Raw genomic sequence first — 12,423 nt, 5'->3', positions numbered from 1 at the left:
TTCGCGTGTGCGCTCAGGCGCCCGAGGTGACCCGGTACGCGTCGAAGACCCCGTCGACCTTACGGACCGCGGCCAGCAGGTGTCCCAGGTGCTTCGGGTCGGCCATCTCGAAGCTGAACCGGCTCACCGCCACCCGGTCGCGGGTGGTGGTGACGGTGGCGGAGAGGATGTTGACCCGCTCGTCGGAGAGCACCCGGGTGACGTCGGCCAGCAGCTTGTGCCGGTCCAGCGCCTCGACCTGGATGGCGACCAGGAACGTCGAGGCGGAGGTGAGCTTCCAGCTCACCTCGACCACCCGCTCGGGCTGGGCCCGCAGGTCCTCGGCGTTGGCGCAGTCGTCACGGTGCACGCTGACCCCGCCGGAGCGGGTGACGAAACCGAAGACCGAGTCCGGCGGCACCGGGGTGCAGCAGCGGGCCAGCTTGATCCAGACGTCGCTGACGCCGCGGACCACCACGCCGGGGTCACTGCTGCTCTGCCGGCTGCGCGGCGGCCGGGTGGCGACGGCGGTCTCGGCGATGTCCTCCGCCGCGCCCTCCTCGCCGCCGTAGGCGGCCATCAGCTTCTGCACCACCGACTGGGCGGAGACCTGGCTGTCGCCGACCGCGGCGTAGAGCGAGGCCACGTCGGCCAGGTGCAGGTCCCGGGCGATCGCCATCAGCGCGTCCGAGGTGAGCATCCGCTGCAACGGCATGCCCTGCTTGCGCATCGCCTTGACGATCGCGTCCTTGCCGGCCTCGATCGCCTCCTCGCGCCGCTCCTTGTTGAAGTACTGGCGGATCTTGGTGCGGGCGCGCGGGCTCTTGACGAAGCCGAGCCAGTCCTGGGTCGGGCCGGCCGTGTCGGACTTCGAGGTGAAGATCTCGATCACGTCACCGTTGGAGAGCGTCGACTCCAGCGGCACCAGCTTGCCGTTGACCCGCGCCCCGATGCACTTGTGCCCGACCTCGGTGTGCACCGCGTACGCGAAGTCCACCGGCGTCGAGCCGGTCGGCAGCGGGATGACGTCACCCTTCGGGGTGAAGACGTACACCTCCTGGCTGGACAGGTCGAAGCGCAGCGCGTCGAGGAACTCGCTCGGGTCCGCCGCCTCCCGCTGCCAGTCCAGCAGCTGGCGCAGCCAGGTCATCTCGTCGATGTGCGCCGGCGGCCCGACGATCTGGGTGCCCTTGTGCTCCTTGTACTTCCAGTGCGCGGCGATGCCGAACTCGGCGGTGCGGTGCATGGCGTACGTGCGGATCTGCATCTCCACCGGCTTGCCGGTGGGCCCGATGACCGTCGTGTGCAACGACTGGTACATGTTGAACTTGGGCATGGCGATGTAGTCCTTGAACCGGCCCGGCACCGGCTGCCAGTTGGCGTGGATGACCCCCAGCGCCGCGTAGCAGTCCCGCACCGTGTCGACCAGGATCCGCACCCCGACCAAGTCGTAGATGTCGTTGAAGTCGCGCCCCCGCACGATCATCTTCTGGTAGATCGAGTAGAGGTGCTTCGGCCGACCGGTGGTCTCCGCCTTGATCTTGGCGGCCTTGAGGTCGGTCTGCACCTTCTGGGTGACCTGGCGCAGCAGCGCCTCGCGCTGCGGCTGGTGCTCCCCGATCAGGCGGTTGATCTCCTCGAACCGCTTCGGGAACAGCGTGCCGAAGGCGAGATCCTCCAGCTCCCACTTGATCGTGTTCATACCGAGGCGGTGCGCCAGCGGCGCCAGGATCTCCAGCGTCTCCTTCGCCTTCTGCTCCTGCTTGGGGCGGGGCAGGAAGGTCAGGGTACGCATGTTGTGCAGCCGGTCGGCCAGCTTGATCACCAGCACCCGCGGGTCCTTGGCCATCGCCACGACCATCTTGCGGATCGTCTCCGCCTTGGCCGCGTCGCCGAGCTTGACCTTGTCGAGCTTCGTCACGCCGTCGACCAGGAGAGTGACCTCGCCGCCGAAGTCGGCGCGCATCTGGTCGAGGGTGTACTCGGTGTCCTCGATCGTGTCGTGCAGCAGCGCCGCCACCAGGGTGGTGGTGTCCATCCCGAGGTTGGCCAGGATGGTCGCCACCGCCAAGGGGTGGGTGATGTACGGGTCGCCGGACTTGCGGTACTGACCGGAGTGCCAGCGCGCGGCGGTGTCGAACGCGCGCTGCAGCAGCCGGGCGTCCGCCTTCGGGTGGTTCTCCCGATGGGTGGAGATCAGCGGCTCGAGCACCTCGCTGACCTGGGAGCTCTGCCAGGGCGCGTTGAACCGCGCCAGGCGGGCCCGCACCCGTCGACCGGTGGGCGCGTTGGACAGGGCGAAACCGCCGCTCGACGGGGAATCGCCGTCGGCCGGGAACGGCACCACCACCGCGCCGCCGTCGGCCGGGCCGGCCTCGGGAACAGCGCCATCGCCCGCCACCCGGGCCGGCGGACTGCTCATCCGATCGGTCACCGAACCGTCAGCGTCGCCTGTCGGGTGCACCGTGCCCTCCACCGGAGGGACGACATCGTGGGACACCGGCCTCCTCACCGCTCGCCGGGAACGCGCCGACCGTGCGGCCGACGTTGTCTGCAACCGGCCACCGGGCCGGTCTTGTTCCACGCCGGCCTCACACCGGCGGTGCTGCCGCCGCCGGACGGTCACCCGTCCGGTCAGCAAAGGGCAATGCTACCCGTACGGTGGGTGCGCTGCTGCTCCGCCGGACGGTCCCCGCCGGATCCCCCGGGGCGACCTGGCCTCAAACGGTCAGCAGGGCATGGACCGGACGACCGGCCAGCTTCTCGCGGCCGCCGAGGAAGCCCAGCTCCAGCAGGACGGTGAAGCCGGTGACCGTGCCGCCGGCCCGCTCGACCAGGTCGAGGGTGGCCTCCGCCGTGCCCCCGGTGGCCAGCACGTCGTCGACCACCAGCACCCGGTGCCCGGCGGTGAAGGCGTCCTGGTGCACCTCCAGGGTCGCCTCGCCGTACTCCAGCGCGTAGGAGGCGGAGTACGCGGCCCGCGGCAGCTTGCCCGCCTTGCGCACCGGCACCACCCCCACCCCGGTGGCGTACGCGATGGCGGCGGCGATCACGAAGCCGCGCGCCTCGATGCCGACCACGATGTCGAACGAGTCACGCCCGTGGTGCGCGACGATGCCGTCGATCACCTCGCGGAAGACCTCGCCGTCGGCGAAGAGCGGCATCAGGTCCTTGAACATGACGCCGGGCTTCGGGAAGTCCGGCACGTCCAGCACCCGGCTGGCCACCAACCGGGCGACCTCCGGGCCGCTGTCTCCCCGTACCACGGTGCTGTGGGTCTCCGTCACGGCGGTTCCGTTCCCCTTCCAACGACGACGGCGTCCGTCATGCTGCTCGCACAGCATGGCGGACGCCGTCGGGTCGATTCCTACCGGGTGTCCCCTCCGGTCAGCGCCGCTTGGCGCCGCCCGGCCGGTTGCCCCCGCCACCGCTGGGGCGACCGCCCCGGGTGCCGGTGGAGCGCTTGGCCGCGGGGCGGGCGCCGACCTTCGGCGCCGCGCCGGCCAGGGCGCCCGCCTCCGCGTCGTCGATCGACTCCTCGCCGGCCTCCTCGGCCGACCGCGCGGCGTTCTTCGGGGCGACCTCGCCCCGGGCGACGGCGCCACGACGGGCCAGCACCCGCTTGGTGTGCGCCTGGATCCGCGGGTCGTAGTTCTTCAGCAGCACCAGCAGCGGGGTGGCCAGCAGGATCGAGGTCAGGAAGGCCACCGCCATGCCGACGAAGAGCACCAGACCCAGGTCCTTCAGGGTGCCCGCGCCCAGCAGGCCGGCACCGATGAAGAGCAGGCCACCGACCGGGAGCAGGGCGACCACCGAGGTGTTCAGCGACCGCATCAGGCTCTGGTTCAGCGCCAGGTTGGACGCCTCGCCGTAGGTCAGGTTGTTGTTCGCGGTGATGCCCCGGGTGTTCTCCTGGACCTTGTCGAAGACCACCACCACGTCGTAGAGCGCGAAGCCCAGGATCGTCAGGAAGCCGATGATCGTCGACGGGGTGACCTCGAAGCCGACCAGCGAGTAGATGCCGGCGGTGAGGATCAGGTTCATGAACAGCGAGGCGATCGCGGCGACCGCCATCCGCCACTCGAAGCGCAGGATCAGGTAGAGCGACACCACCGCGACGAAGAGCACCAGACCGAGCAGCGCGCGCTCGGTGACCTGCTTGCCCCACGCCTCGGAGACCTGGTCGCCGCTGATCTGGCCGGGCTGGATGCCGAAGCGCTCGGCGATCTCACCCTTGACGGCGTTGGCCTGCTCCGGGCTGAGCTGCGTGGTCCGCATCTCGTAGAAGTCGCCGCCGGTGCCGCCCACCTTCTGCGCGGTGACCACCTCGGCGCCGGTGTTCTCGGCGGCGAGGGCCTCGTCGACCTGCTCCCGGGCGCCGTCGAGGGTGCCGACGCTGGCCGGCACCTGGAACGAGTTGCCGCCGGCGAACTCGATGCCCAGTTTGAAGCCGTTGGCCGCGAAGCTGAGCACCGCGAGCAGCACCAGGCCGGCGGCGACGCCGAACCAGAGCTTGCGCCGGCCGACGATGTTGAGACCGGCCTCGCCCCGGTAGAGCCGGGACGCCAGACCATCCTTCGCCATCTCAGGCCTCCTTCACGCGCGTGTTGCGGGGGTTGGCCTGCTCGGCCGCCCGGGACGGCAGGGCCCGGCCGAGACCGCTGACCCGCGGGGAGAGGAACGCCCGGGTCCGGGCGAACATCGTCATGATCGGGTGCCGGAAGAGGAAGACCACGACCAGGTCGAGCACGGTCGCCAGGCCGAGGGCGAAGGCGAAGCCCTTCACCGTGCCGACCGAGACGATGTAGAGCACCACGGCGGACATCAGCGTGATCGCGTTGGCCGAGATGATCGTCCGGCGGGCCCGGATCCAGGCCCGCGGCACCGCGCTGCGCGGGCTGCGTCCCTCGCGGATCTCGTCCTTGAGCCGCTCGAAGTAGATGACGAACGAGTCCGCCGCCACACCGAGTGAGACGATCATGCCGGCGATGCCGGCGAGGGTGAGGGTGAACCCGATCTGCCGGCCGAGCACCACCAGCGCGCCGAAGACCAGCAGCGCGGAGAGGACCAGGCTGAGGAAGATGACCGAGCCGAGCAGCCGGTAGTAGAAGAACGAGTAGACCACGACCAGCAGCAGGCCGATCCCGGCGGCGAGCAGACCGGCGCGCAGCTGGCTGTCGCCGAGGGTCGCGGTGACGTTCTGCTGGGTCTGCGGGACGAAGGTCACCGGCAGCGCGCCGTAGCGCAGGTCGCTGGCGAGGTCGTTGGCGTCCTTGCTGGTGAAGTTGCCGGTGATCTGCGAGTCGCCGGTCAGCACGCCCTGGATCTCCGGCGAGGAGACGATCTCGTTGTCCAGCACGACCGCCACCCGGCACTTGCCGTCCTGGCCGAGCGCGCTCGGGTCGCAGGCGCCGCCCTCGTTGTTGAACGCCTCACGGGTCAGCGCGGTCCACTTGTCCTGACCGTCGCCGGTGAAGTCCAGGCTGACCACCCAGGCGCTGGTCTGGTCGAGCACGGCGTTGGCGTCGGCGATGTCGGTGCCGACCACCTTCGCCACGTCGAGCAGGTACTTGACCGCCCCGTCCTCACAGGCGACCGCCGGCTGTTTCTCGTCCTTGATCGACGCGGCGGGCCGCTTGTCGAGCTGGGCGCAGCTGATCGTCGGGACGTTGAACTGCATCTGCGGCGTCAGCACCGCGATCTCCTGCGGGGAGAGCTCGCCGAACGGCTTGAGCTTCTCCGCCAGCGAGGGGTCGGCGGCCACGTCGGCCGGGCCCTGCAGGGCGTTCGCGGCGGCCCAGGCCGGCGCCTTGACCTTCTGCTCGACGGCCTTGCGCTGGTCGGCGACGCTCTGTGGCACCGGGGCGGCGCTCGGCGAGGCGGCCGGGGCGCTCGGCGAGGCCGGCGCGGACGGGGTGGCGCTGGCGCTCGGCGCGGGGGCGCCGCCGCCCTGACCGCCGGCGTTCGGCGACGCGGTCACCTTGGGCGCGGCGCTGCCGGACGGCTTCGGCGACGCGCTGCCGGACGGCTTCGGCGCGGCGCTGCCCGAGGGCGCCGGGGAGGCGGGGGCGGACGGGGTCGCGGCGGGGGCGGCGACCGTCCCGCTGCCGTCGGCGGCCTTGAGCACCTTGCGGAAGCGCAGCTCGGCCGCGCTGCCGACGTCGGTCAGCTCACGGTTCTCACCGGGCAGGGAGACGACGATGTTCCGGTTGCCCTCGGTGACCACCTCGGCCTCGGCGACGCCGTAGGCGTTGACCCGGTTCTCGATGATCTGACGGGCCTCCTCGAGGTTCTCCGCCGTCGGGGGCTTACCGTCGATGTTGTTCGTGGCCTCCAACGTCAGCCGGGTGCCGCCGATCAGGTCCAGGCCGAGCCGCGGCTCCAGCCGGTCCTTCCAGCTGCCGCTGGCGTCGGAGAAGAACACCAAAGAATAGAGGACGACGAAGATGAGCCCGAGTACGGCGAGCTGCCGCCCGGGGCGCATCTGTCCCTGAGGTGGTGCCACGGCTGTCCTGTCTCCCTGTGACGGTCGCGCCGCCGGCGCAGCGGCGGCGAGGTCGGACCCGGGGTCCGGGGCCGACGTGCTCTCCACGGACCGGCGCCCACGGTCCGGCACGGTCTGTCGCCGCCGGCGCGGGCGCCGGTCGGTACGGAGGCGTGCCGGCCGAGGCGGCCGGTCCAGCTATCCAGTTGTTGTCGTCCTGTCGGACACCGACCTCACGGACGAGGCCGGGACCCGGCTCCTACTCCTTGACGGCGTCGGCGTCCTCGGTGACCGGCTCGGTCGACTCGGCGCGCGGGGCCTGGGTGACCACCCGGGCGATGGCCGGCCGGGCGTAGCGGGTCTGCACGCCGGGGGCCACCTCCAGCAGCACGGTGTCGTCGGCCACGCCGGTGACCGTGCCGTAGAGCCCGCCGATGGTGACCACCTCGTCGCCCGGGGCGAGCGCGGACTGCATCGCCTCCGCCTCCTTGCGACGCTTCTGCTGCGGCCGGATCATCATGAAGTACATGACGCCGAAGAGCAGGGCGATCATGAGGATCGGCGTGAGACCGCCGGCTCCCCCGCCGCCCGCTGCTGCGTAAAGCACGGTGTGTGACCTTCCCATTGGCCTCCGATTCGGCATGATGTGCCGGAGCGGAGGCAGATTCTCACGTCCTGTACAGACCGCGGCGAGTCTAATCCCTGCACCTGAGAACGCCGAATGCGGTACAGATCACGTTCGGATCACGGCTGATCCGGCGTACCGGAGAACAGATCGGGCACCGAAGCCACCTCCGTGCCAAATGTACCATTTGGTGGCGTGCGACCCAGGTGACGCCAGGCAGCCTCCGTGGCCACCCGTCCCCGCGGGGTACGCGCCAGCAGACCGGCCCGGACCAGGAAGGGCTCGCAGACCTCCTCCACCGTGTCCGGCTGCTCCCCCACCGCCACCGCCAGGGTGGAGAGGCCGACCGGCCCGCCCCGGAACGAGTCGACCAGCGCGGTCAGCACCGCCCGGTCCAGCCGGTCCAGGCCGAGCGCGTCGACGTCGTACACCGTCAGGGCGGCGCGGGCGGTCTCCAGGTTGACCACGCCGTCCGCCCGGACCTCGGCGAAGTCGCGGACCCGGCGCAGCAGCCGGTTGGCGATCCGGGGCGTGCCCCGGGATCGGCCGGCGATCTCCACCGCCCCGTCGTCGGTGATCGGCACGCCGAGGATCCGCGCCGACCGGTGCAGCAGCGCCTCCAGGTCGGCCGGGGCGTAGAAGTCCAGGTGCGCGACGAAGCCGAACCGGTCCCGCATCGGGCCGGTCAGCAGGCCGGACCGGGTGGTCGCGCCGACCAGGGTGAACGGCTCGACGTCCAGCGGGATGGCGGTCGCGCCGGGACCCTTGCCGACCACCACGTCGACCCGGAAGTCCTCCATCGCGCTGTAGAGCAGCTCCTCCGCCGGCTTGGCGATCCGGTGGATCTCGTCGATGAAGAGCACGTCGCCCTCGGCCAGGCTGGTCAGGATCGCCGCCAGGTCGCCGGAGCGCTCGATCGCCGGGCCGCTGGTCACCCGGATGCCGGCGCCCAGCTCCGCGGCGACGATGTTGGCGAGCGTCGTCTTCCCGAGGCCTGGCGGCCCTGACAGGAGGATGTGGTCCGGCGGGGAGCCGCGCCGCATCGCGCCCTGCAACAGCAGGTCGAGCTGGTCGCGGACCCGGTGCTGGGCGATGAACTCCGCCAGCCGCTTCGGCCGGACGCTGGCCTCCGCGTCCAGCTCCGCGTCGCTGACGTACGCCGAGACCAGACCGCCGTCCGGAGCCGTCATCGGGTGCGGCCCAGCAGTCGGATCGCCTGCTTCAGCAGGACGGGCACGGGCGGGGTCGGTCCGTCGACGGTCTCCGCGACCGCCGCCACCGCCTGGTCGGCCTGCCCGGCCGTCCAGCCGAGCCCGACCAGCGCCTGGCGGACCTGCTCGGGCCAGGCGCCGGCGGTGATCCCGGCCGCGCCGTCGGCGCCGACGGGCACCGGGCCGATCCGGTCGCGCAGCTCCAGGACCAGTCGTTCGGCGCCCTTCTTGCCGATGCCCGGCACCCGCGTCAGCGCGGCCGTGTCGGCGTTGGCGATGGCCTTGCGGACCGCGTCCGGGGTGTGCACGGCGAGCACCGCCTGGGCCAGCCGGGGACCCACCCCGCTGGCCGTCTGGAGCAGCTCGAAGAGCTGCTTGGCGTCGTCGTCGGCGAAGCCGTAGAGGGTGAGGGAGTCCTCCCGCACGACCAGGCTGGTGGCGAGCCGGGCCGGCTGACCGACCCGCAGGTCGGCGAGCGTGCCCGGGGCGCACTGCACCGCCAGGCCGATCCCGCCCACCTCCACCACCGCGTGGTCCGGGCCGGTCGCGGTCACCGTGCCGCGCACGCTGGCGATCATCGTGCTCCTCCTCGTCGTACCCGCTCGGCCGCGGCGGCGAGCTTCGAGCGGGTGCCGCCCCGCCAGATGTGGCAGATGGCCAGGGCGAGTGCGTCGGCCGCGTCGGCCGGTCTGGGTGGCTCGGGCAGCCGCAGCAGGCGGGTCACCATGCTGGTCATCTGCTTCTTGTCGGCCTGACCGGAACCGGTCACCGCCGCCTTCACCTCGCTCGGCGTGTAGGTCTGCACCGGCAGCCCGGCGCGCGCCCCGGCGAGCACGGCGATCCCGCTGGCCTGGGCGGTGCCCATCACCGTGCGAACGTTGTGCTGGCTGAAGACCCGCTCGACGGCGACGGCGTCCGGCCGGTGCTCGGCGACCAGGTCGGTGAGCGACCGGTCCAGGTGCAGCAGGCGCAGCGGCAGGTCGTCGGCCGGGTCGGTGTAGACGACGTAGTAGGCGACCAGGGTGCAGGGCCTCCCCGGCACGCCCTCGACCACGCCGACTCCGCACCGGGTCAGCCCCGGGTCGACGCCGAGCACCCGCACGCCGCCTCCTCCCCCAGCCGCCAGCAGTACGTGTGTTCGACACCCTACTGGTCGGCCCGGCACGCCGCCCCGGGGGACACGCCGGGCCCTGCCGGCGCGGCGCGTGCCGCCGGCCACACCGCCCGCCGCACGCTGGTGGACCCGCTGCGGCCGTCCACGGTGACACCGGCCGGTCCGGGTGCTCCCACACAGACCGGCGGTCGAGTATGTGTCGCCGCCCCATGTGCCGCCGGCCACACAGCTCGTAACTTCTTGCGCCATGACGGCAGAACCCGTGGCGGTCCCCCACGTCGTACGCGTCGACCTCTCCGGTCGTAGCGCCCTGGTGACCGGTGGTGGCAGCGGCATCGGCCGGGCCTGCGCGCTGCGGTTGGCCGCGGCCGGTGCGGCGGTGCTGGTGGTGGACCGCAACGTCGAGGCGGCCAAGGCGGTGGCCGCCGAGGCCGGCGCCCGGGCCGAGGGGGTGGACCTGTCCGACCTGGCCGCGGTGCAGCGGCTCGACGCGGACGTGGACATCGTGGTCAACAACGCCGGGCTCCAGCACGTCGCGCCGGTGCAGGACTTCCCCACCGAGCGCTTCTCCCACCTGCACAAGGTGATGGTGGAGGCGCCGTTCCAGATCATCCGGCGGGCGCTGCCGCACATGTACGCCCAGGGCTGGGGCCGGATCGTCAACATCTCCTCGGTGCACGGGCTGCGCGCCTCGCCGTACAAGGTGGCGTACGTGTCGGCCAAGCACGCCCTGGAGGGGCTCTCCAAGGTGGTCGCGCTGGAGGGCGCCGCGCACGGCGTCACCGCCAACTGCATCAACCCGGCGTACGTGCGCACCGCGCTGGTGGAGGCCCAGATCGCCGACCAGGCCGCCACCCACGGCATCGGCGAGGACGAGGTGATCGAGAAGATCATGCTGGCCCGGGCCGCGATCAAGCGGCTGATCGAGCCGGAGGAGGTCGCCGAGCTGCTGGCGTACCTCTGCTCCCCGCCCGCGGCCTTCATCACCGGCGCCTCGATCGCCCTCGACGGGGGCTGGACGGCGAACTAGTGGCTGCCCGCACAATGAGCCTCATGTCGTCGCCGGTCGAGTTTCTGGAGCTGCTCGCCCGGGAGGCGGCGGCGGTCGAGTTCGAGGGCCCGTTGGTGGCCGCGCGGGCCGCCGGGCTGCCCCCCGACCGGCTGGCCGAGCTGGAGCAGGCCAAGCTCGTCGCGCTGCGGGTGCGCGGACTGCTGGAGCGGCGCCGCCGCCGGGAGACCGAGCTCTCCGGCCTGTACGACACGGCCAGCGACCTGGCCGGCCTGCGCGACCTGGACGACGTGCTGCGCGCCATCGTGCACCGCGCCCGGCACCTGCTCGGCGCCGACGTGGCCTACATGACCCTCAACGACGACGAGCGCGGCGACACCTACATGCGGGTGACCGACGGTTCGATCTCGGCGAAGTTCCAGCGCCTGCGGCTGGAGATGGGCGACGGGCTGGGCGGCCTGGTGGCCCAGTCGGGCACCCCGTACGTCACCGCGAACTACCAGGAGGACGAGCGCTTCCACCACACCGGCGACATCGACGCCGGGGTCGGTGAGGAGGGCCTGGTGGCGATCCTCGGGGTGCCGCTGCGGCTCGGGTCGAGCGTGATCGGGGTGCTCTACGCGGCGAACCGGTCGGCCCGGCCGTTCGCCCGCGAGGAGGTGTCGCTGCTGGTGTCCCTGGCCGCGCACGCGGCGGTGGCGATCGACACCGCCCGGCTGCTGGCCGAGACCCGCTCGGCGCTGGCCGAGCTCTCCGCGGCCAACACCACCATCCGGGCGCACAGCACCTCGGTGGAGCGGGCCGCGGCGGCGCACGACCGGATGACCGCGCTGGTGCTGCGCGGCGGCGGCATGGAGGACGTCGCCGCGGCGGTCACCGAGGTGCTGGGCGGGGCGCTGCTGGCGCTGGACGCCGAGGGTCGGCTGCTGGCCCGGGTCGGTGAGATCGGCGAGCCGGACCGGGCGGACCTGGTGGAGGCGGTGGCGGCCTCGCGCACCGAGGGACGCAGCGTACGGCGCGGCGCGCTCTGGTACGCCGCGGTGGTGGCCGGGGCGGAGAACCTGGGCGCGCTGGTGCTGCGCCCGGACGACGAGCTGGTCGACGCCGACCAGCGGATCCTGGAGCGGGCGGCGCTGGTGACCGCGCTGCTGCTGCTGTTCCGGCGGACCGTCGCCGAGGCCGAGGGGCGGGTCCGGGGCGAGCTGCTCGACGACCTGATCGCCCGGCCGCTGCGCGACACCGACGCGCTGCGCAGCCGGGCCCGCCGGCTCGGGGTCGACCTGAACGCCCCGCACGTGCTCGTGGCGGTCGGCGAGGACGCGATCGCCGCGACCGGGTCCGCCCGGCAGCGGGTGCTCTCCTGGGCCACCACGTACGCCTCGACCCGCGGCGGACTGGCCGCGGCCCGCGACGGTCGGGTGGTGCTGATGCTGCCGGGCCGGGACGCCGGTGGCAGCGCCCGCGCGGTGGCCCGGGACCTGTCCCGGGTGACCGGCCGCCCGGTGACCGCCGGGGCGAGCGGTCCGGCGTCGGGGCCGGCGGCGCTGGCCACCACGTTCACCGAGGCGGACCGCTGCCTGACCGCGCTGGGTGCGCTGGGCCGGGCCGGCCAGGGGGCCAGCACCGCCGAGCTGGGCTTCGTCGGGCTGCTCCTCGGCACCGTCGGTGACCAGGGCGAGCAGGACGTCGCCCGGTTCCTGTCCGCGACGGTCGGGCCGGTGGTCGACTACGACGCCCGGCGCGGCACCGCGCTGGTGAGGACGTTGGAGGCGTACTTCGGGGTGGGCGGCAGCCTGGCCCGGGCCGCCGAGCAGCTGCACGTGCACGTCAACACGGTGACCCAGCGGCTGGAACGGGTCGGTCAGCTGCTCGGCGCGGACTGGCAGAAGCCGGAGCGGGCGTTGGAGGTGCAGCTGGCGCTGCGCCTGCACCGGCTGCGCACGTCGGCGGGCTGAGCGCCGGCGGGCCGAGCGTCAGCGGGCCGAGCGTCGGCGGGCCGAG

At 72.7% G+C, this 12,423-nt stretch carries 10 protein-coding genes; 2 read left to right on the top strand and 8 right to left on the bottom strand.

Annotation, left to right across the window (positions count from 1 at the left end):
• Nucleotides 1-13: 13 nt before the first annotated feature.
• The 8 genes from AC5L3Z_RS26095 to ruvC form a co-directional block, all read right to left on the bottom strand.
• Complete coding sequence (locus AC5L3Z_RS26095; RefSeq protein ID WP_494845742.1) at nucleotides 14-2,479, bottom strand: RelA/SpoT family protein; 2,466 nt, start codon at nucleotides 2,477-2,479, stop codon at nucleotides 14-16.
• Between the two features lie 220 nt (nucleotides 2,480-2,699).
• Nucleotides 2,700-3,266 carry an adenine phosphoribosyltransferase gene (locus tag AC5L3Z_RS26090; protein ID WP_334527236.1) on the bottom strand — a complete coding sequence of 189 codons (567 nt, stop codon included), beginning with the start codon at nucleotides 3,264-3,266 and terminating at the stop codon, nucleotides 2,700-2,702.
• Nucleotides 3,267-3,366: 100 nt separating this feature from the next.
• Entirely contained in the window at nucleotides 3,367-4,563 is a 1,197-nt protein-coding gene (gene secF, locus AC5L3Z_RS26085; protein ID WP_494845740.1) for a protein translocase subunit SecF, read from the bottom strand.
• 1 nt (nucleotide 4,564) lies between these two features.
• Nucleotides 4,565-6,484, bottom strand: a complete 1,920-nt coding sequence (secD, locus tag AC5L3Z_RS26080) for a protein translocase subunit SecD (protein WP_494845738.1) — start codon at nucleotides 6,482-6,484, stop codon at nucleotides 4,565-4,567.
• Between the two features lie 238 nt (nucleotides 6,485-6,722).
• Nucleotides 6,723-7,070, bottom strand: a complete 348-nt coding sequence (yajC, locus tag AC5L3Z_RS26075) for a preprotein translocase subunit YajC (RefSeq protein WP_494845736.1) — start codon at nucleotides 7,068-7,070, stop codon at nucleotides 6,723-6,725.
• 137 nt (nucleotides 7,071-7,207) lie between these two features.
• The gene (gene ruvB / locus AC5L3Z_RS26070) at nucleotides 7,208-8,278 is read right to left on the bottom strand and encodes a Holliday junction branch migration DNA helicase RuvB (RefSeq protein ID WP_494845734.1); all 1,071 of its coding nucleotides are present in this window, start codon (nucleotides 8,276-8,278) and stop codon (nucleotides 7,208-7,210) included.
• Complete coding sequence (gene ruvA, locus AC5L3Z_RS26065) at nucleotides 8,275-8,877, bottom strand: Holliday junction branch migration protein RuvA (protein WP_334527219.1); 603 nt, start codon at nucleotides 8,875-8,877, stop codon at nucleotides 8,275-8,277. Before ruvA ends, ruvB begins: the two co-directional genes overlap by 4 nt.
• Nucleotides 8,874-9,401 carry a crossover junction endodeoxyribonuclease RuvC gene (ruvC, locus tag AC5L3Z_RS26060; protein ID WP_494845733.1) on the bottom strand — a complete coding sequence of 176 codons (528 nt, stop codon included), beginning with the start codon at nucleotides 9,399-9,401 and terminating at the stop codon, nucleotides 8,874-8,876. Before ruvC ends, ruvA begins: the two co-directional genes overlap by 4 nt.
• Nucleotides 9,402-9,660: 259 nt before the next feature.
• Here ruvC and AC5L3Z_RS26055 point away from each other — a divergent pair, with 259 nt between their 5' ends.
• On the top strand, nucleotides 9,661-10,443 hold the full coding sequence (locus AC5L3Z_RS26055; protein WP_494845731.1) for a 3-hydroxybutyrate dehydrogenase: 783 nt from the start codon (nucleotides 9,661-9,663) through the stop codon (nucleotides 10,441-10,443).
• Between the two features lie 14 nt (nucleotides 10,444-10,457).
• A complete protein-coding gene (locus AC5L3Z_RS26050; RefSeq protein WP_494845730.1) occupies nucleotides 10,458-12,377 on the top strand; it encodes a helix-turn-helix domain-containing protein in 1,920 nt (639 codons plus the stop codon).
• The last annotated feature ends 46 nt before the right edge of the window (nucleotides 12,378-12,423 follow it).

It is taken from the genome of Micromonospora sp. LZ37 (genome assembly GCF_059359015.1).
Note: the sequence above shows the minus strand (reverse complement) of the source record. Positions and strands in the feature narration are given on the sequence as shown.

Coding starts and splice junctions, on each gene's coding strand:
- secF (WP_494845740.1), bottom strand. CDS start 4,563: ATGGCGAAGGATGGTCTGGCGTCCCGGCTCTACCGGGGCGAGGCCGGT.
- ruvB (WP_494845734.1), bottom strand. CDS start 8,278: ATGACGGCTCCGGACGGCGGTCTGGTCTCGGCGTACGTCAGCGACGCG.
- ruvA (WP_334527219.1), bottom strand. CDS start 8,877: ATGATCGCCAGCGTGCGCGGCACGGTGACCGCGACCGGCCCGGACCAC.
- AC5L3Z_RS26055 (WP_494845731.1), top strand. CDS start 9,661: ATGACGGCAGAACCCGTGGCGGTCCCCCACGTCGTACGCGTCGACCTC.
- AC5L3Z_RS26050 (WP_494845730.1), top strand. CDS start 10,458: ATGAGCCTCATGTCGTCGCCGGTCGAGTTTCTGGAGCTGCTCGCCCGG.